Below are 19,535 nucleotides of genomic sequence, written 5' to 3' on the forward strand. Positions count from 1 at the left end.
CTTCGCTCACGAGTTCGTTCGGGCTGCGCTACCGAGCGTACCGGCCGCCTTTTAGGCTGCTGCTCATGAGCGATCACGCGGTGCTGCACGTGAAGGGGCGGGTGCTCGTCGGGCCCGAGGACGTACGGGACGAACTGTGGGTGGTCGGGGGGAGGGTGACGTACGACCGCCCGGTCGCCCCGGCGACGGAGACGGTCACCGTGACGGGCTGGGTGCTGCCCGGTCTGGTCGACGCCCACTGCCACGTCGGCCTGGACGGGCACGGCCCCGTCGACGCCGCCACCGCCGAGAAGCAGGCCCTCACCGACCGGGAGATCGGTGCCCTCCTGATCCGCGACGCGGGCTCGCCGTCCGACACCCGCTGGATCGACGACCGCGAGGACCTCCCGAAGATCATCCGCGCGGGCCGCCACATCGCGCGCACGCGCCGCTACATCCGCAACTACGCCCATGAGATCGAGCCCGAAGACCTGGTCGCGTACGTCGCCCAGGAGGCGCGCCGCGGCGACGGCTGGGTCAAGCTCGTCGGCGACTGGATCGACCGCGAGGTCGGCGACCTGACGGCGTGCTGGCCCCGCGAGGCGGTTCGGGCGGCGATCGCGGAGGCGCACCGTCTGGGTGCCCGCGTCACGGCCCACTGCTTCGCCGAGGACTCGCTGCGGGATCTGGTCGAGGCGGGCATCGACTGCATCGAGCACGCCACGGGGCTCACGGAGGAGACCATCCCGCTCTTCGCCGAGCGGGGCGTCGCGATCGTCCCGACCCTGGTCAACATCGCCACGTTCCCGGACCTCGCGGCAGGTGGCGAGGCGAAGTTCCCGCGCTGGTCGCAGCACATGCGGCGGCTGCACGAGCGCCGCTACGACACGGTGCGGGCCGCGTACGACGCGGGCGTTCCGGTCTACGCGGGCACGGACGCGGGAGGTTCCCTCGCACACGGCCTGGTGGCCGCGGAGGTCGCCGAGCTGACTCTCGCGGGCATCCCCGCGGTGGACGCCCTCTCGGCGACGACGTGGGGTGCGCGGGAGTGGCTGGGGCGGCCGGGGCTTGTCGAGGGGGCGCCGGCGGACCTCGTGGTGTACGAGGCGGATCCGCGGGAGGACGTGCGGGTGCTCGCGGCGCCGCGGAGGGTGGTGCTGAACGGGCGGGTGATGGGTTGACGTGCGCGTAACGGGGGGTTGGTGTCGGTCGTTGAATCTCGCCCGATTCGTTCGTGCGTCAACGGCCGCATTCGACAAGGGGAGTTGTCAGGGGGGTAAGAGGGAACGCATGTGCCGGAGGATTCGAAAGCAGGGGCGGAAACCTCCCGTTGGAGTGAACTCACGCCAGGTTGCTGTCCGTTCACTCTGAGTGCGTAAAGATTCCCGCGTCGCCCTCCGTCGAGGGAGGGCGACGCCTTCGGTGCGCACGCGATGTCCCCATGTGGCGTGCGCCGCCGGTGGCTCCGTTTCTCTTGTGGGGGTTCCACCACTTTGAACAGCAACACGTTCCGCATGCCCGCGCGCCGCCTCTCCGTCGTCGCGATCGCCACCGCCCTGGCCGCCGGTCCCGCGGCCCTCGTCGGCGCCGGGTCCGCGCAGGCGACCGGGGGCGGCGGTGACGGTGCGCGCGGCGGACGCGCGGACGCCGTCGTGCTGCGGACCGGGCTCGACGTCTCCCTGCTCAACAAGACCGTGAACGTTCCGCTCAAGGTCGCCCTGAACGAGGTGCAGGCCCCCGCGAGTGCCGAGAAGACGGCGCTGACCGCTCGGTTGGACGGGGTCGACGGCGGGCGGCCGTTCAGCGTGCTGCGGGCCGACGTGGCCACGGCCAGGGCGACCGTGGAGGGCGGCAGGGCGGAGGGGTACAGCAACATCGCGCGGGCCGAGGTGCATGTGCCGGGACTGCCGCTGCTGTCCCTCGTCGAGGTCGGCCAGGTGACGTCGAAGGCGGTCTGCGAGGCGGGGAAGCGGCCGGTCGCCGAATCGAATCTGCTGGGCGGGGTGACGGTGCTCGGCAAGAAGGTCACGTTGACCGCGGGCGGGACGAGCGAGGTGAAGGTGCCGGGGGTCGGCGATGTGAGCCTCGCCCTGTCGAAGACGCGGACGACCTCGCGCACGGCTGCGGCGTCCGCGCTGGAGCTGAAGGTGTCCGTGAACCCCCTGAAGCTGAACGTGGCGGAGGTCGAGGGCACGGTGACGCTGGCGGGGGCGGGGTGCGAGACCCCGGCCAAGGAGAGCGGGACGAAGCCGAAGCCGCAGGGGGAGCGGTCGGAGCCGGTGGAGTCCAGGACGGAGCCGAAGACCGCCCCGAAGGAACCGAAGGCCACGGAGGCCAACCTCGCGGAAACGGGCGGCAATTCACTGACGCCGTACATCGCGGGCGGCGCGGTGGCCCTGCTGGCGGCGGGCGGCGGAGCGGTGGCGCTGGCGCGTCGTAGCCGGGGCTAGTCTCGGCCGGCGGGGGGAGGCAGCCACGCCGCCTCCCCCCCCCGTCCACCGGCTCCTGCTGCTACGGGCGAGTCCGCGGTCTCCCTGGTCCACCGGCTCCTGGCTCCTGCGAGCACGAGTCCACGGCCTTCTCGCCCGCCCGCTCCTGGCTCCTGCGGGCGTGAGTCCATGGTCTTCCCGGTCTACCGGCTCCTGGCTCCTGCGGGCGTGAGCGCATGGTCTTCCCGGTCTACCGGCTCCTGGCTCCTGCGGGCGTGAGCGCATGGTCTTCCCGGTCTACCGGCTCCTGGCTCCTGCGGGCGTGAGTCCATGGTCTTCCCGGTCTACCGGCTCCTGGCTCCTGCGGGCGCAAGTCCGCGGTCTTCCCGGTCCACCGGCCCCTGCTCCTACGCGCACGAGTCCACGGTCTTCTCGCCCGCCCGCCCCTGCTCCTACTCGCACGAATCCACCGCAGGGCAAACGGGCGGGTGGGTGGGAGACATCCGCCGCGGAGCGGCGGGCAAGGGGATACCGCCGGGCAACCGATACACCAGACCCCGCCCCGCCCCCGCTACGGCAACAACACCTCCGTCAACGTGGACAAGAAGCGGTCGGACGTGCCGCGGTCCCTGACCGCCAGGCGGATCCAGTCAGGCCCCAGGCCAGGAAACGTATCGCCACGCCGCACCGCGAACCCCCGCTCCCGAAGCCGCTCCCGGACCACCGCGGCCCCCGGCACCCGCACCAGCAGAAAGGGCCCCTCCGCCGGGGTCACCACCGACACCCCCGCATCCGCCAACTCCCCCAACCCCGCAAGGAGATGCCCCCGATCCGCGGCGATGCGATGCGCCGCATGCCCCGCCTCCGCCACCGCCCGCGGCCCCACACACGCCCCCGCCGCCACCAACGCCGGCGTCGACACCGGCCACAACGGCTGCGCCTGAGAGAGAGCGGAAATCACGTCCGGGGCGGCGAGGACGTAGCCGATCCGCAGGCCCGCAAGCCCCCACGTCTTCGTGAGGCTCCGCAGGACCACAAGGCCCGGCACGTCCGTCCGCCCCGCCAACGCCTCCCGCTCACCGGGCACCGCGTCCATGAACGCCTCGTCCACCACCAAGACCCGTCCGGGCCGCGCCAGTTCGGCGATCGACGCCGCCGGGTGCAGCACGGACGTCGGGTTGGTCGGATTGCCGATCACCACCAGATCGGCCTCCTCCGGCACCGCCGCCGGGTCCAGACGAAACCCGTCCTCCGGCCTCAGCAGCACCCGCCCCACCTCATGCCCGGCATCCCGCAAGGCCGCCTCGGGCTCCGTGAACTGCGGGTGCACGACATAGGGATGACGTACCTTCAGCGCCCGCGCCAACAGTACGAACGCCTCCGCCGCCCCCGACGTCAGCAACACCCGGTCCGGTGTCACCCCGTGCCGCTCCGCCACCGCCGCCCGCGCGGCCCGCCCGTCCGGATACGCCGCAAGACCGTCGAGGGACGTGGCGATCACCTCCTTGAGCCAGGCCGGTGGCGTGTTTGCCCGTACGTTCACCGCCAGGTCGGTGAGCTCCGCGCCGTCGTCCCGCACCTCCGCGTCCCCGTGGTGCCGCAGGTCGTGACCCCCGGCATCCGCCCGAGGCCGGCTCGCGACCGCGCACGTAGCCATCGGCGGCCGCCCCGCCGGCGCCGACTTCCGCTTGGGCACGAGGAGTTCACCGCCCGCCCGCAACGCCGCCGCCTCCGCCACGGACGGCGTCCCCACGGCCGCACGGGACCGCGCGGACGGATTCGGCACCGTCACCCGCGCGAGCTCCGCCGCCGGATACGCCACCAGCGGCACCCCGAGCCGCGCCGCCGCCCCCACGATCCCCGGCTCCCCGGCCTTCACGTCGACCGTCGCCAGCTCGGCCACCGCCTCCTCGGGAAAGCCCGCCTCGCGGACCGCGTCCCGTACGAGCCCGAGCACCTCCTCCACAGGAGCGTCCTCACAGGCGCCGACACCGACGACGAGAACGGCGTCCTTGGCGAACGGCACCTTTCCGGCATCGGATGCGGCCATGGGGAGGGTCCTTTCGTACGAGATGGGGGAGAGGGAGGTGGATGTGCGCGGCAGGGGGTCAATCGGTTAGCAAGGGCCCATGGCGGTGTTCGTGGCGCTTGGCGCCTTCCTCATGACCCTGGTGGGCGGCTGGACGGCCCAGCGGGTCACCGACCGGCGCCACCTCGTCCTGGGGCTCGCGGGCGGCCTGATGCTGGGCGTCGTCGGCCTCGACCTGCTGCCGGAGGCGCTGGACGCCGCGGGCGGGCCCGTCTTCGGCGTCCCCGCGGCCCTGCTCCTGTTCGTGGCCGGGTTCCTCGTCGCTCATCTGGTGGAACGCCTCCTCGCGGGCCGCCGCGCCGCGCACGGCGCCGACGAGCACGACCACGGCAGAGTCCCCGAGGTGGGGCTCACGGCCGCCGCCGCTATGGTCGGGCACAGCGTCATGGACGGCGTCGCGATCGGCGCCGCCTTCCAGGTGGGCGGCGGCATGGGCGTGGCCGTGGCGCTGGCCGTCATCGCGCACGACTTCGCGGACGGCTTCAACACGTACACGCTCACCAGCCTGTACGGGAACGCCCGCCGCAAGGCCATCGCGATGCTGTTCGCGGACGCGGCGGCCCCGGTGGTGGGCGCCGCGTCGACCCTGCTCTTCACCATTCCGGAGCAACTGCTCGGCGGATATCTGGGCTTCTTCGGCGGCGCGCTGCTCTACCTCGCGGCGGCCGAGATCCTGCCCGAGGCCCACCACGACCATCCGGCACGCTCGACCCTGCTGTGCACGGTGGCGGGCGCGGCGTTCATCTGGCTCGTGGTGGGCATCGCCGACTGAGCCGACTCGGTCGACTGAGCCGACTCGGTCGACTGAGCAGACTCGGCCGACCGAGCCGACTCGGCCGGCCGAGCCGCGGCTCGTGCTCACGGCGTGCATCGCTCGACGAAGCGGCGCGCGACGCCCGGCTCCGCCGCCCAGTGCGTGTGCAGATAGCTGGCGTGCACGTTCCGCTGAACGAAGCCCTCGACGCGCCGCTCGGGCTTGTGCAGCCCCCAGGCGGGCGCGGACCCGGCCCCCGGCTCGACGACCGTGCGGTGGAACTCGTGCCCCCGCATCCGTGTCCCCGCCGCCGCGAGCACGCTGTCCGACACGGCGACGGCCTCGCGGTACCCGAGCGTCAGCCGCTCCGACATCCGCGCCCCGGCGTCGAGCACCCCGCACATCGGCTTCCCGTCCAGCTCCCGCGAGAGATACAGCAGCCCCGCGCACTCGGCGGCCACGGGCGCCCCGGAAAGGGCGAGCTCGGCCACGGCCTTGCGCAGCTGCTCATTGGCGGACAGCTCAGGCGCGTACACCTCGGGAAACCCGCCCCCGATGACCAACCCGGCGGTCCCGTCGGGCAGTTGCTCGTCGCGGAGGGGGTCGAACGGCACGACCTCGGCCCCGGCCGCGGCGAGCAGTTCGGCGTGCTCGGCGTAGGAGAAGGTGAAAGCGGCACCGCCGGCGACGGCGATGACGGCCCGTCCGGCGTTCGAGGACGAACTCGGCGAAGCCGGTGATCGACCGAGCCCCGTGCGAGGGTCCCACGCCTCACCCGGCAGGGACGGCGCACTGCGCGCCAGCGCGAGAAGCCCCTCCAGGTCACACCCTTCCCGCACCCGCGAGGCCAACGCTGCCACCGACTCCACCGCGTCGCCCCGCCGCTCGGCAACCGGCACAAGTCCCAAGTGCCGTGAAGGGGCCTGCACTTGAGCGGCACGGCGCAGCGCACCGAGCACCGGCACCCCCGCCTCGTCCAACGCCTCCCGCAGCAGCGCCTCATGCCGATCGGACCCGACCTTGTTGAGGATGACGCCCGCCACCCGCACCTCGGGGTCCCACGAGGCGAAGCCATGCACCAGCGCCGCCACCGACCGCGACTGCGACGACGCGTCGACGACCAGCACGACCGGCGCCCGCAGCAGCTTCGCGACATGTGCCGTGGACGCCAACTCGCCCTGCCCCGCCGCCCCGTCGTACATCCCCATCACGCCCTCGACCACGGCGAGATCGCACCCGGCGGCCCCGTGCGCGAACAGCGGCGCGATCAGGTCGGGCCCGCACAGATACGCGTCGAGGTTGCGACCGGGGCGCCCGGTCGCGAGCGCATGGTAGCCGGGGTCGATGTAGTCGGGCCCGACCTTGTGCGGGGAGACGGCGAGCCCGGCCGCCGCGAAGGCGGCCATCAGGCCCGTCGCGACGGTCGTCTTGCCGCTGCCCGACGACGGCGCCGCGATGACGAGGCGAGCTACCACTCGATGCCCCTCTGGCCCTTCTGTCCGGCGTCCATCGGGTGCTTGACCTTGGACATGTCGGTGACCAGGTCGGCGAAGTCGATCAGCTTCTGCGGGGCGTTCCGCCCGGTGATGACCACGTGCTGCGTACCGGGACGGTTCCGCAGCACCTCCACGACCTCGTCGGTGTCGATCCAGCCCCAGTGCATCGGGTAGGCGAACTCGTCGAGGACATACAGCTTGTACGTCTCCTCCGCGAGGTCGCGCTTGACCTGCTCCCAGCCCTCGCGCGCCTTGTCCTCGTTGGTCAACTCGCCCTCGGCGGGGGCGCGTTGGATCCAGGACCAGCCCTCGCCCATCTTGTGCCAGGCGACCGTGCCACCCTCGCCGGAGGCGCCGAGCACCTTCAGCGCGTTCTCCTCGCCGACCTTCCACTTCGCCGACTTCACGAACTGGAAGACCCCGATCGGCCACCCCTGATTCCAGGCCCGCAGCGCGAGCCCGAACGCGGCGGTCGACTTGCCCTTGCCGATGCCCGTGTGGACGAAGACGAGCGGGCGGTTGCGGCGCTGGCGCGTCGTGAGCCCGTCGTCCGGTACGACACTCGGCTGTCCCTGCGGCATTTAAGCGGCCCTCCTCGAAGCCGAACCTGCATGCGTTCCCTGTACGTCCTTGACGAGGCCGGCGATGGAGTCCGCCCGCAGTTCGTCGAGGGTCACGGCCGTCCCGCCGAGCTCGCCCGCCAACTGCCGGGCCAGACCGAGCCGTACGTGGCCCGTCTCGCAGTCGACGACGACCGAGGCGACGCCTTCGGCCGCGAACAGCCGCGCCGCGCGCCCGGCGCGGGCCACGGGCTCGACGCCTCCCGTGGCGCGCCCGTCGGTCACGACGACCACCAGCGGGCGCCGCGCGGCATCGCGCAGCCGCTCGATCCGCAGCACGTCGTGCGCCTTCAGCAGGCCCGCGGCCAGCGGCGTACGGCCGCCGGTCGGCAGCGATTCGAGCCGGGCCGCGGCCGCGTCCACCGACGACGTCGGCGGCAGCGCCACCTCGGCCTGAGAGCCCCGGAACGTCACGAGCCCCACCTTGTCGCGCCGCTGGTAGGCGTCGAGGAGGAGCGAGAGCACGGCGCCCTTGACGGCGCTCATCCGCTGCCGCGCCGCCATCGAACCCGAGGCGTCCACGACGAACAGCACGAGGTTGCCCTCACGGCCCTCGCGCGTCGCCTGCCGCAGGTCGTCACGGCGTACGACGAGCCCGGCGCCGGAGCGCCCGCGCGCCTTCTGGTGCGGGGCGGCGGCCTGCACCGTCGCAGCCAAGTGCAGCTTGGTCAGGGCGCCTTGGGGGCGCCGCGAACCCGTCGTGCGGCCGTGCTCGGTGCGGGCCCGCGAGCGCCGCCCGGCCGCGCCCTCGCCGATGCCGGGCACGCTCAGCATCTTCGTACGGAAGGGCTCGGCGGCGCGCACGGCCTGCTGCTCACCCGCGCCGCCGGTCGCGGGGGCGGGCGCGGGCGCGGGCTCCTGCGGGGCCGGTGCCTCGTCGGTGCCCGAACCCTGGTTCTGCGACGGCAGTTCGGGGGAGTCGGGTCCTTCCCCGGCCGGGGGCTGTCCGCCGCCTCCGTCGGGACCTCCGTCCGGACCGCCGCCGTCCGGGTCGTCGTCGCCCTCGGGCGGCTCGGGGGTCTCGTCCTCGCGCGCCTCCTCCAGCGTCTCGTCGAGCTTGTCCTCGTCGAGGCCCGGCGCGTCGAAGGGGTTGCGGCGCCTGCGGTGCGGCAGTGCGAGCAGCGCGGCCTGGCGCACGTCCTCGCTCTGGACGTCGGTGCGGCCCGCCCACGCGGCCAGCGCCGTCGCCGTGCGCGCCATCACGATGTCCGCGCGCATGCCGTCGACCTCGAACGCCGCGCAGGTCGCCGCGATCTGCCGCAACGCCCCGTCGCCGAGGACGACCTGGGGGAGCAGCGCCCGCGCGGCCACGACGCGCGCCCGCAGCGCGGACTCGTCGTCGGCCCAGCGCCCCGCGAAGCCCTCGGGGTCGTCGTCGTAGGCGAGCCTGCGCCGCACGACCTCGACGCGCTGGTCGGTCTCGCGCGACGCGGCCACCTCGACGGTGAGGCCGAACCGGTCGAGCAACTGCGGCCGCAGCTCGCCCTCTTCGGGGTTCATGGTGCCGACGAGCAGGAAGCGCGCGGCGTGCCGCACGGACACACCCTCGCGTTCCACGTACGAGGCGCCCATCGCGGCGGCGTCCAGGAGCAGGTCGACCAGGTGGTCGTGGAGGAGGTTGACCTCGTCGACGTACAGGATCCCGCGGTGCGCGTCGGCGAGCAGTCCGGGCTCGAAGGCCTTCACGCCCTCCGCGAGCGCCCGTTCGATGTCGAGGGCACCGACGAGCCGGTCCTCGGACGCGCCGACGGGCAGCTCCACCATGCGGGCGGGCCGCGCGGTGTCGCCGCCCGACTCGTGCGGCCCGTCGGGGCAGCCCGGGTCGGCGGCCGCGGGGTCGCACGAGAAGCGGCACCCGGCGACGACCGGCACCTCCGGGAGCAGCGCCGAAAGGGCGCGTACGGCGGTGGACTTGGCGGTGCCCTTCTCACCCCGCACGAGGACGCCGCCGACGGCGGGCGAGACGGCGTTCAGCAAGAGCGCGAGCCGCAGGTCGTCCTGCCCGACGAGGGCGGTGAACGGGTACGGGGTACTCACAGGGCCTCCTTGGCACGTTCTGGTGCTGCCGACGGCGCGGGCGGCGCTCCGGGCGCGATGAACGGCAGGCCCCCCGGCACGCCGTTCTCGATCAAGCCCAACAGCGCGTCCGTGTCCGCGTGTTCTTCGATCAGGTCGCCGAGCAGGTCGAGCTGCTCCTCGCGCAGCACGCCGAAGCTGGTGTCGGGCGCGGGCACGAAGCGCCGCCCGGCCGCGCGCGCCACCTCGGTCAGGAACCGGCGCCGGAACGCGTCGCTCTCCAGCGACCCGTGCCAGTGCGTGCCCCACACCTCGCCGACCCGGCACCCGTCCAAGAAGGCTTCCCCACCGGCGACTTCGGCCACGCCATGGTGGATCTCGTATCCCTCGACGCGCTCCCCGAGTGCTTCACCCACCGGCCGCGCGAGGGTCTTCTCGCGCGCGAACCGCACCCGCACCGGCAGCAGTCCGAGCCCGTCCACGGACCCCGCCCGCGACTCGACCTCGTCCTCGATGTGCTCGCCGAGGACCTGGAATCCGCCGCAGATCCCGAGCACGGGCCGCCCCTCGGCGGCCCTGCGCGCCAGCGCGTCCGCGAGCCCGCGCTCGCGCAGCCACCGCAGGGCGCGGACGGTTCCCCGAGTCCCGGGTACGACCACGAGGTCGGCGTCGACGAGCTCCTCGGCCCGGTCCACGAACCGCACGACGACACCCGGCTCGGCGGCCAGCGCGTCCACGTCCGTGAAGTTGGACATCAGCGGTACGGCGCACACGGCGACCCGCAGCACGTCCTCGCCGACGGGCGGCGCGACGACGGACTCCCGTACGGCGCCCCGCAGGGACACCCGCAGCCCGTCCTCCTCGTCGATCCCGAGCCCGTGCTGGAACGGCAGCACACCGAACGTGCGCCGCCCGGTGAGCCCGTGCAGCATGTCAAGGCCGGGTTCGAGCAGCGACACGTCGCCGCGGAACTTGTTCACCAAGTACCCGGCGACCAGCTCCTGGTCCTCGGCACTGAGCAGCGCGGTCGTCCCGAAGAACGAGGCGAAGACCCCGCCCCGGTCGATGTCCCCGACCACGAGCACGGGAAAGCGGGCGGCGCGCGCGATGCCCATGTTCACGATGTCGGTACGCCGCAGATTGATCTCGGCGGGACTGCCCGCTCCCTCACAGATCACGGCGTCATAGCTGCCCCGAAGCTCCTCCAGGCATCCCACGACGGTGTCGAGCAGCGCCGCCTGACGCCCCCCGTGATAGCCGCGCGCGCTCATCTCGCCCACGGGCTTCCCCATGAGCACGACCTGACTCGACCGGTCGCTGCCGGGCTTGAGCAGTACGGGGTTCATCAGCGCGCTCGGCTCGACACGGGCGGCCTGCGCCTGCATGGCCTGCGCCCGCCCGATCTCGGCACCTTCGCGCGTGACGAAGGAATTGAGGGACATGTTCTGCGCCTTGAAGGGCGCGACGGACACACCCTTGCGCACCAACCACCGGCAGATCCCGGCGGTGACGACACTCTTCCCGGCATCGGAGGTGGTCCCAGCAACAAGCAGCCCACCACTCATGAATATCTCCCAGACTGACGCGACTGTCCTGGTCCTGGCTGTGCTGGTCCTGGCTGTCCGGACCACTCTGGCCGCTCTGGCCGTCCTGGCCGCCCCGGCTGTGCCCACCCGTTCCGCAGGGCGGAACGGGTGGGCACAGCCCCAACCGCCGGGCGCCGTGTCAGCCGAGCAGCAACCGCGACTCCGAGAGCCAGCCAGCTCACCCGCCGAGAAAGCTTCACAGCCCGCTCGATGTCCTCGACCCGCACATCGCGCCCGTCCCCATTCAGAACAGGCCGATGCTCAACCCGACCCCCATAAGAAAGCGTCCCCCCGAGCCGAACCCCCAGCGCCCCCGCGAAAGACGCCTCGACGGGCCCGGCATTGGGACTCGGATGCTTCGCCGCATCCGCCCGCCAGGACCGCAGGGCCCCCCGCGGCGAGTCCCCGGCGGCAGCCGCCAGCACCGCGGTGAGCCGCGCCCCCGGCCACCCGAGAACATCGTCCAGCCGGGCGGCAGCCCACCCGTACCGCCGATACCGCGCCGACTTGTGCCCCACCATGGCGTCCAACGTGTTCACGGCCCGGAACCCGACAAGCCCGGGAACCCCGCCCACCGCACCCCACACCAACGCCCCGACCACCGCGTCGGACGTGTTCTCGGCGACGGACTCGACCACGGCCCGCGCGATCCCGTCCGCGTCCAGGGCCTGCGGATCCCGCCCGCACAGATGCGGCAGCCGCTCCCGGGCGACCTCGATGTCCCCGGCCTCAAGGGCCCCGCCGATGGCCCGCGCCTCACGCCCGAGGGAGGTCCCGCCGACCACGGACCAGGTCGCGGCGGCGGTCAGCGCGACGGATCCGGCGCGTGAACGGCGTACGAGAGAAGAAGCGAGGGCGGCGGCACCCGCCGCGCCTCCGGCGCACACCACGGCGTGCAGCGCGCCCCACCCGCGGTGGTCACGCCACAGCACCCGCTCGACGGCACCCGCGGCACGCCCGAACGCGGCGACCGGATGCCCCCGGCGGGGATCGCCGAGCAGCAGGTCGCCGATGAGGCCGGCGGCGGCGCCGTACGCGAAGTCGCGATCGGCACTCACGGGCTCAGCCCGCAGCCGTACTGAGGAGAGAACTCGTACTCAGGAAGGGAACCGGCACCGGGCGGCCGAGCATGGCGATATGTCCTCACTCAGGGTGTCCGCGCCCTGGTTCGACGTGATGCGGCGGCGAGAGTTCCTGGCTTGCGGGGAGCGTCTCCCCGATGACAGTGGCGGGACCGCGCCGGATTCGCACCGGCTTCCTCTTCTGCCGCCGTAGTTGGCCCCGGCAGTCCACCACGCCCCGCGAACGCCCGTCAACTCGCCGTTGACCTGCGGCGGGAGAGTGTGTTGGGACCCACACGGGACCGGATTGCCTCTGGCCGATCGGATCCGCCCGCCCTAGTCTGAAAACGAGAATCGGAGAGCGGCAGAAGCACGGCAGCTGCCTGGTTTCGGACATGTGAGGCCGTTCGTCCCGGCGCCCTGTGCTGCGGTGTGTGACGGCGCTAGGGTCGTCGGTCACGGTGGGACGCCCCAGTGGACGCCGCCTCTCGATCTGAGGAGGTATGCGTGGTCGACGGGGGCCCATCCGCGCAGCAGTGGCGCACGAGCAGTCGCTCGGAGAATGGGAACGAGTGCGTGGCCGTGCGTTTCGCCGGGGAGGGGGTGATGGTTCGTGACTCCAAGGATCCGGATGCGGCAAGGCTTGCCTTCTCCCGCGGCGCGTGGCGCGGCCTGCTCACCGCTCTCAAGTCCGGGAGTTTCCACGGCGCATAGCGTCCGGGCCTGAACGGGGGAGAGGTCGATGAGCGTCGGTGAAGGGAGGGGAACGCCGCATCTCGACGGCGCCTCTCCTTGGGGGTACTCCCTGCTGTGCGGCTTGTTGGCGAATGTCGTGGGGGCGGCGGCCTCGCTGCTGGTGGACGGATCCCGCGGCAAACTCGTCGTATGGCTGGTGACGGCGGCTGTGGTCGCCCTGGCCATCGGACTGTGGTCGGCGGGGTACGGCCCGGTCAGGGCGTACCGCGCGGAGTCCGTTCGTCTGGTGAGCCAGGGGCGTCGCCGGGAGCGGGACCACGGTTGAGCCGGGTGGCGGCACGGCCACGGAGGAACGCTCCGAGTCGCCGCCCTGCCCAGGTGAGCAGGGCGGCGCCGACGATGCTGAGGGGCATCCACACGCCCTTGGGAAGACTGACCCGCACGCCACGTGCGGCGTGGACGAGCAGGGCGAGGGCGAGGATCACGAGGACCACGGCGCAGCCACCCCAGAGCATCGCGACCTTGAACCGGGCTATCGCGTTGTCTGAGTGCGCCTTTTCCATGCCCATCTCAAGCTCCTGCTCGGCAGCCAACAGCTTGAGGTAGCGATCGGTGGTCTCCTCCTCCTTGATCACCAGGCCCCGCAGGTCGTTGTCCGACAGCGCAGGCGGACGATCGTCCTCCGCCACCTCCGCCCCCTGGAAGACCGTGCGGAACCAGTCCCGTACGGCACTCCAACCGCTCGGTCCGGTGGGCGGCATCGTCCCTCCCTGCGTGCCTGGCAGCTCCCTGCTCCCAGGCCTAACTGGTGGCGAAGTCCTCGGCGGCGACCCGGTCGATGAAGCGGATCGCGTCGTCATCGCTGAGCGCGAGGTCGTTGATGGTGCCGAAGCACTCCTGGTACCGGGCCAGGAGCGCGTGATCGTCGCGAATGGCGAGCGAGCCCGCCGCGTGCTCCACCCACAGCAGGTCGTCGTCGTCCTTGAAGCCGAGGAGGACGAAGCTGCCCAGGGTGCTGTAGTGCGCGCCTGCGGAGAAAGGGAGGATCTGGACGGTCACTCGGGGGAGCTCCATCATCTCCTTGAGGTGCTGGAGCTGATGGCGCATCACCGCGGGTGTGCCGATGCGACGTCGCAGGGCCGCCTCGTCCACGATCAGGAACGTCTCGGGGGTGTCGTCGCCTTCGAAGAGGCGCTCCTGGCGGGCCGTCCGCAGTTCGACCACGCGCCGGGCGCGCTCCTCGGGGACGCGGGGCGCGAGCAGCGCCTCGGCGTAGTCCTCCGTCTGCAGATAGCCGGGCATCACGATCGGGTGGTAGGTGCGGATGGAGTTGGCGGCGCTCTCATACCCCAGGTACTGCGTGAAGGTCGGGTTGAGGACGTCGGAGAAGTCCGTCCACCAGCTCTGCCCCTTCGATCCTCGGGCCGCCTCCTCCAGTTCGGCGACGAGTTCGGGGGAGTCCACGCGGTAGTGCTGCAGCAGTGCGCGCAGATCGGTCACGGAGACACTGACGGTGCCCGCCTCGATACGAATGATCTTGGAAAGGGACCACTCCAAGGCGTCGGATGCCTCGCGCTGGGTCAGTCCGGCCTTCTCGCGGGCCTTGCGCAACTCGATTCGGAGCCTGCGTCGATTGAGACTCGGGTCAACAGCCCTGGGCATCCTGCTCCTTCTTCCGTCGAACGGGGTCCTGTAGTAAGCCTGGCGATACGCCATATGCTTACGGACCCTATCAGGAAGCCGTCAGCAGTATGCTATGCGCTCTCCGCCCAGAGCCAAGAGCTCACACCAATCTGACATGTGTCGTTTCTCTGGAGTCACGGGAGCGCCGGGAGACGCAGAACGCGCGCGGGGCCGGGAAGCGATGTGCTTCCCGGCCCCGCGCGCGTTGCGCGTTTTTGCTGTGAGCCCGTGCCGGGCCCTCGTCAGGCGACGATCAGATAGATCCCGTACGCGACGGCCGCCGCGCACAGCGCGAAGCAGGCGTACGCGCCGGTGCGGGCCAGGGCCGCGGAGCCGCCGCCGGAGGCCGACGCCGTCTCCTGCTTGGAGAGGCCGACGATGCCGAGGGTGAACAGGCCCACCAGGGCCACCGTCACCGCGAGGCTGACTCCGAAGACGGAGCCGAGAGCTGCCCAGTCGATGCTCATGCTGATCTGTCCTTACACCGTCGCGGGCCTGGCGGGGTCCGCCATGGCGCCGGTCGTGGTCGTGGTCGGGGCCGTGGCGGCCTTGACCGGGTCGTCGGAGGAGGCGCCCGCGGTCGCCATCGCGCCCGCCGGGGGCGGCGTCACGGCGGCGATGGCGGTGGTCACGACGCCCGCGGGCTCGGCGCCCTTGGTGTCGTCGTGGCGGATCTCGTCGTCGGTGACGTTGGTGTGGTCGATCGCGTTGCGCCGCGAGAGGGCGTAGATCACGGCGGAGCCGCCGACCAGGATCGCGGCGGTGACCGCGATGCCCCAGGTGCCCTGCTTGGTGAGGAACTCGGCGCCCGCGCCGACCAGGCCGGCGGCCGGCAGGGTCAGACCCCACGCGACGAACATCCGGGTCGCGGTCGACCAGCGGACCACGCCGCCCTTGCGGCCGAGGCCCGCGCCCATCACGGCGCCGGAGCAGGACTGGGTGGTGGAGAGCGAGAAGCCCAGGTGCGAGGAGGCCAGGATGACCGTCGCGGCGCTGGTCTGGGCGGCGAAGCCCTGCTGCGGCTGGAGGTCGGTGAGGCCCTTGCCCATGGTGCGGATGATGCGCCAGCCGCCGAGGTAGGTGCCGAGCGCGATGGCCACACCGGCGGAGACGATGACCCACATCGGGGGGTTCGCGCCGGGGTTGAGGACACCGCCGGTGACCAGGGCGAGCGTGATGATGCCCATGGTCTTCTGCGCGTCGTTCGTGCCGTGGGCGAGCGAGACGAGCCCGGCGGAGGCGATCTGGCCCGCGCGGTAGCCCTTGGCGGTCGCCTTGGTGTCGGTGTTGCGGCCGATGCGGTACGTCAGGCGCGTGGCCACCATCGCGGCGAGACCCGCCACGAGCGGCGCGGCGAGCGCCGGGATCAGGATCTTGGTGACGACGGTGCCGCCGTTGATCGACGACCAGCCCATCGACATGACCGCGGCGCCGATGAGGCCGCCGAAGAGAGCGTGGGAGGAGCTGGAGGGCAGGCCCACCAGCCAGGTCAGCAGATTCCAGAGGATCGCGCCGACGAGCGCGGCGAAGATGACCTCTGTCTTGAGGCCGTCCTCGTTGACGATGCCGCCGGAGATCGTCTTGGCGACTTCCACGGAGAGGAAGGCGCCGACGAGGTTGAGCACGGCGGACATGGCCACCGCCGTCTTGGGCTTCAGAGCGCCGGTCGAGATGGTCGTCGCCATCGCGTTGGCAGTGTCGTGGAAACCGTTCGTGAAATCGAACACGAGAGCGGTGACGATCACGATCCCGAGGAGAAGCGTGATGTGTTCCATTTACCCAGGCTTCTGTTGGACGTCAGTGGCATGTGGAACGTAGGCAATCTGGGTGAACGGAAAGTGAACTCGGTCGGGCCGTGCAGTGACCCGAAGTGGAGTGCCGTCACCCCGTACTTGCCAGGTGCCCGACGAAGATCGTACGGAGTGACGGCGCGAGGCCCGAAATCTGGGCGGAGTGTCGCCTTCCGCCCTCCTCCGGCTACCCCCGGGCGAACCGCTTCAACTGGTTCGTCGAGCCGTTGAAGAGATTCTGATCACCCGGCAGGCTGCCGCTGTTGTCGTACTGCCAGAACGTCCAGTACGCCCAGCCCCTGGGCAGCGATCCGGCCGACTGCGACCAGCGTGCGAGCCACAGGGCGTGGTTCGACGCGAAGGCCCGGCTGCCGCCGGTGCAGTCGTTCCACCACTTGGTGGTCGTGTAGATCACCGGGCGGCGGCCCGTCTGCCGCTTGACCTCGTCGCTGAAGGACCGGATCCAGTTCACCGTCCTGGTCTTGCTGAGCCCGTAGCACTTCTTCCTGCCGTACGGGTTGTGCTCGATGTCCAGCGCGGGCGGCAGCGTCCAGCCGTCCGCGCGCCACCGGCCCCCGTGGTTCATGAAGTACTCGGCCTGGGCCCTGCCGGAGGACTTGTGCGGCAGGGCGAAGTGGTACGCGCCGCGGATCAGGCCGGCGTTGCGGGAGCCGTTGTACTGCTGGGTGAAGTACGGGTTGCGGTAGGTATGGGACTCGGTCGCCTTCACGTAGACGAACCGCGCGCCCTTGCTCTTGGCCTTCTGCCAGTTGACGTTCTTCTGGTGCGAGGACACGTCGTGCCCCCGCGGCTTGCCCGCGGCCGAAACCGGAATCTCGGCGAGGGCGGTCCCCCCGATGGCCACGGCCGCCACGGATGCCGTGATGAAGCGGCTGCGACGACGGGACGGTTTGTGATCACGAGCCATGGTTCCCCCCGGAGATGGCGACGTGCACGGCAAATCTCCCAGAGGGTACTGGAAGATCAGCCGATGCCCGTCGATCGCCAGCCAATCATTGCCAGAGGGGGATGTATGCCCATATGCGGCCCTGCGGACTCCCTCTGTACGGACTCCCGGGCACAGGTTCCGGCTGGCAGGATCACCGCATGACTGAGCAGCGGGGCAGGGAGCGGGACGCGATCGGGCAGGCCTGGCGGGAGCTGGTCGACGCGGCGTGCAGGACGGTGAAGGACGGCCTGGTCGTCGGCACCTCGGGCAATGTCTCGGTACGGGTCGGCGACACGATCCTGGTCACTCCGAGCGGAGTCCCCTACGACCGGCTGCGGCCCGAGGACGTGGTCGGCGTCGACATCGAGGGCCGGCGGACCATCGGCGAGCTCTCGCCGACCAGCGAACTGCCCATGCACCTGGCGATCTACCGCGCCACGGACGCGGGGGCGGTGGTCCACACCCACGCGGTGCACGCCACGGCGGTCTCGATGCTGGTCAGGGAGCTCCCGGCGGTCCACTACATGACGGGTGTCCTCGGCGGCCCGCCCCGGGTCGCGCCGTACGCCCTGTACGGCACCGAGGAGTTGGCCGAGAACATGCTCAGGGCCCTGCGGGACCGCACGGGATGCCTCCTCCAGAACCACGGAACGGTCACATACGGAGACACCCTGTCCCAGGCGTACGACCGTACGGCCCAACTGGAATGGATGTGCCACCTCTGGCTCACGTCGAGCAAGGTCCCGGGCCACACCCCGACCCTCCTGTCCCCGGCCCAACTGAGGGAAGCGGAACAAAAACTCCGGGGCTACGGCCAGAAGCGGGACTGACCCCCTGCCCCAGCGCGTCCTGTTCGTGGGCAGGCGTTCCGCACGACGCTTCCCACTTCCGGGGGCCTCGGTCCGCCCCGTTTGTGGCCAGGCGTTCCGTACGGCGCTTCCCACGCTCCCCGGGGCTTCAGACCCCCCGTTCGTGGGCAGGCGTTCCGCACGGCGAGTGGGGTCTCCCCTGCTCGAGCGGAGCCGAGAGCTTGGGGAAGGGTGGGCACAAGCGCCCACGGCCTGCGGACGAACAGGGGTCCGGGGCGAAGCCCCGAAGTGCGGCGCCGGATCACTCCACAGCCCCGGCCCACTGGCCTACTTCGCCCCGCCCCCGGACACTGGACCCGTGCGCCCAGCCAAAGTGACGGCAGCAGCCGTAACCGTAGCCACCGGAGTCACCGCTGCTCTCGGCGCGGCCGCAGTCGCGGCGGGCCGATTCGCCAGCGACGTCGCCCTCAAGGCCCCCGCGGGCCGCCCCCTGCCGACGGAGCCCCGCCTCACCGTCCACGCCACGGCCGCAGGCCAGATCACCCTGACCCGCGCCCTCGCCAGCCTCCGCCCCGGCACCTACGGCCTCAGCGGCAACGGCACCCACGCGATCGTCGGCCCCGTCCTGGACTCCGCCCCGCACGAGGCCGACACCGTCGTACGCCGCCTGGAGGCCGTCACCCACGGCTCCATGGACCCCGGCGCCCGCGTCTGGCTCACCCCGCAGGTCCACATCGGCGACCCGCACGCCGCCCTCGGCATCGACCACGCCGACGTCGACATCCCGGGCGAACTCGGCGCCCTGCCCGCCTGGTTCGTGCCCGGCGCGAGGGACACCTGGGTGATCACCGTGCACGGCCTGGGCACGACCCGCGAACACCCCATGGTCGTCATGGACTTCCTGCACCGCCTCCAGCTCCCGATCCTCGACCTCGCCTACCGCGGCGACCTCGGCGCGCCCCGATCCCCGGACGGCCTCGGCCACCTCGGCGAGACGGAGTGGCGCGACCTGGACGCCGCCATCCGCTACGCCGTGCGCTACGGCGCCGAGCGCGTCATCCTGCACGGCTGGTCCACCGGCGCGGCCATGGCCCTGCACGCCGCCGCGCACTCCGCGCTGCGCGACCGCGTCAGCGGCCTCGTCCTCGACTCCCCGGTGCTCAACTGGGAGACCACCCTGCGCGCCCTCGCCGCCGCCCGCCGCACCCCGGGACCGCTCCTTCCGCTTGCGGTCCGTGCGGCCCAGGGGCGCACCGGGCTGCGCGGCGACCGCATCCTGGAGGCCGCGGACCCCGACGTACTGAAGGTCCCGACCCTCCTGGTGCACGGACCCGACGACGTCGTCGCGCCCTGGTCCCTCTCCCGTCGACTGGCCGAACAGCGCCCGGAACTGGTCACGTTGCACCCCGTCCACGACGCGCCGCACGGCGCCATGTGGAACGCCGACCCGGCGGGGTACGAAGAGGCGCTGCGCCGCTTCCTCACCCCTTTGATGTGACCGTTCGGGACCCCTCTCGTACGCCCCGCACGCCCCTCGCACACGGCACCCCGCAGGCCCCCGCCGTCATTCCGTTTGGG

General features: G+C 71.9%; 17 protein-coding genes and 1 riboswitch. Of the genes, 6 read left to right on the forward strand and 11 right to left on the reverse strand.

Annotation, left to right across the window (positions count from 1 at the left end):
* Positions 1-65 precede the first annotated feature (65 nt).
* Positions 66-1,160, forward strand: coding sequence for an amidohydrolase family protein (locus tag AB0B50_RS24470; protein ID WP_362335623.1), 1,095 nt, complete (start codon positions 66-68; stop codon positions 1,158-1,160).
* A gap of 312 nt (positions 1,161-1,472) precedes the next feature.
* Complete coding sequence (locus AB0B50_RS24475; protein WP_362335626.1) at positions 1,473-2,429, forward strand: SCO1860 family LAETG-anchored protein; 957 nt, start codon at positions 1,473-1,475, stop codon at positions 2,427-2,429.
* A gap of 550 nt (positions 2,430-2,979) precedes the next feature.
* On the opposite strand, the gene cobC is transcribed toward AB0B50_RS24475, so the two are convergent.
* Complete coding sequence (gene cobC / locus AB0B50_RS24480; RefSeq protein ID WP_362335629.1) at positions 2,980-4,458, reverse strand: Rv2231c family pyridoxal phosphate-dependent protein CobC; 1,479 nt, start codon at positions 4,456-4,458, stop codon at positions 2,980-2,982.
* Between the two features lie 79 nt (positions 4,459-4,537).
* Between cobC and AB0B50_RS24485 the strand changes: the two genes are divergently transcribed.
* Positions 4,538-5,269, forward strand: coding sequence for a ZIP family metal transporter (locus tag AB0B50_RS24485; RefSeq protein ID WP_362335632.1), 732 nt, complete (start codon positions 4,538-4,540; stop codon positions 5,267-5,269).
* Positions 5,270-5,355: 86 nt separating this feature from the next.
* Here AB0B50_RS24485 and AB0B50_RS24490 read toward each other — a convergent pair whose 3' ends face one another.
* From AB0B50_RS24490 to AB0B50_RS24510, 5 genes are read right to left on the reverse strand one after another with little or no spacing between them, the layout of a single operon-like run.
* Positions 5,356-6,726 carry a cobyrinate a,c-diamide synthase gene (locus tag AB0B50_RS24490; protein ID WP_362335635.1) on the reverse strand — a complete coding sequence of 457 codons (1,371 nt, stop codon included), beginning with the start codon at positions 6,724-6,726 and terminating at the stop codon, positions 5,356-5,358.
* Complete coding sequence (gene cobO, locus AB0B50_RS24495; protein WP_362335638.1) at positions 6,720-7,328, reverse strand: cob(I)yrinic acid a,c-diamide adenosyltransferase; 609 nt, start codon at positions 7,326-7,328, stop codon at positions 6,720-6,722. Before cobO ends, AB0B50_RS24490 begins: the two co-directional genes overlap by 7 nt.
* Positions 7,329-9,404 carry a putative cobaltochelatase gene (locus tag AB0B50_RS24500; protein ID WP_362335641.1) on the reverse strand — a complete coding sequence of 692 codons (2,076 nt, stop codon included), beginning with the start codon at positions 9,402-9,404 and terminating at the stop codon, positions 7,329-7,331.
* Positions 9,401-10,948 (reverse strand): cobyric acid synthase, encoded by a 1,548-nt coding sequence (locus tag AB0B50_RS24505; RefSeq protein WP_362335644.1) that lies wholly within the window; start codon positions 10,946-10,948, stop codon positions 9,401-9,403. Before AB0B50_RS24505 ends, AB0B50_RS24500 begins: the two co-directional genes overlap by 4 nt.
* Positions 10,945-12,027 (reverse strand): cobalamin biosynthesis protein, encoded by a 1,083-nt coding sequence (locus AB0B50_RS24510; RefSeq protein ID WP_362335647.1) that lies wholly within the window; start codon positions 12,025-12,027, stop codon positions 10,945-10,947. Before AB0B50_RS24510 ends, AB0B50_RS24505 begins: the two co-directional genes overlap by 4 nt.
* 110 nt (positions 12,028-12,137) lie before the next feature.
* Positions 12,138-12,270, reverse strand: a riboswitch (cobalamin riboswitch).
* Between the two features lie 267 nt (positions 12,271-12,537).
* On the opposite strand from AB0B50_RS24510, the gene AB0B50_RS24515 reads away from it, so the two are divergent.
* Positions 12,538-12,744, forward strand: coding sequence for a DUF397 domain-containing protein (locus AB0B50_RS24515; protein WP_362335650.1), 207 nt, complete (start codon positions 12,538-12,540; stop codon positions 12,742-12,744).
* A 236-nt stretch (positions 12,745-12,980) separates the two neighbouring features.
* Here the strand turns inward: AB0B50_RS24515 and AB0B50_RS24520 are convergent, their stop codons facing one another.
* The 5 genes from AB0B50_RS24520 to AB0B50_RS24540 all read right to left on the reverse strand — a co-directional run bounded on the left by AB0B50_RS24520 (position 12,981) and on the right by AB0B50_RS24540 (position 17,127).
* On the reverse strand, positions 12,981-13,487 hold the full coding sequence (locus AB0B50_RS24520; RefSeq protein ID WP_362335653.1) for a hypothetical protein: 507 nt from the start codon (positions 13,485-13,487) through the stop codon (positions 12,981-12,983).
* A 40-nt stretch (positions 13,488-13,527) separates the two neighbouring features.
* The gene (locus tag AB0B50_RS24525; protein ID WP_362335656.1) at positions 13,528-14,388 is read right to left on the reverse strand and encodes a helix-turn-helix transcriptional regulator; all 861 of its coding nucleotides are present in this window, start codon (positions 14,386-14,388) and stop codon (positions 13,528-13,530) included.
* A gap of 263 nt (positions 14,389-14,651) precedes the next feature.
* Positions 14,652-14,876 (reverse strand): hypothetical protein, encoded by a 225-nt coding sequence (locus tag AB0B50_RS24530; RefSeq protein ID WP_362335659.1) that lies wholly within the window; start codon positions 14,874-14,876, stop codon positions 14,652-14,654.
* Positions 14,877-14,888: 12 nt separating this feature from the next.
* Positions 14,889-16,184, reverse strand: coding sequence for an inorganic phosphate transporter (locus AB0B50_RS24535; protein WP_362335662.1), 1,296 nt, complete (start codon positions 16,182-16,184; stop codon positions 14,889-14,891).
* 202 nt (positions 16,185-16,386) lie between these two features.
* Positions 16,387-17,127, reverse strand: a complete 741-nt coding sequence (locus AB0B50_RS24540; protein WP_362335665.1) for a lysozyme — start codon at positions 17,125-17,127, stop codon at positions 16,387-16,389.
* Positions 17,128-17,306: 179 nt separating this feature from the next.
* Between AB0B50_RS24540 and AB0B50_RS24545 the strand changes: the two genes are divergently transcribed.
* Positions 17,307-17,978: a class II aldolase/adducin family protein gene (locus tag AB0B50_RS24545; protein WP_362335668.1), complete on the forward strand. Its 672-nt coding sequence runs from the start codon at positions 17,307-17,309 to the stop codon at positions 17,976-17,978.
* Positions 17,979-18,315: 337 nt separating this feature from the next.
* Positions 18,316-19,455, forward strand: coding sequence for a hypothetical protein (locus AB0B50_RS24550; RefSeq protein WP_362335671.1), 1,140 nt, complete (start codon positions 18,316-18,318; stop codon positions 19,453-19,455).
* Positions 19,456-19,535: the final 80 nt, after the last annotated feature.

Origin of the sequence: Streptomyces sp. NPDC041068, from assembly GCF_040647455.1 — a bacterium.
Classification (GTDB): domain Bacteria; phylum Actinomycetota; class Actinomycetes; order Streptomycetales; family Streptomycetaceae; genus Streptomyces.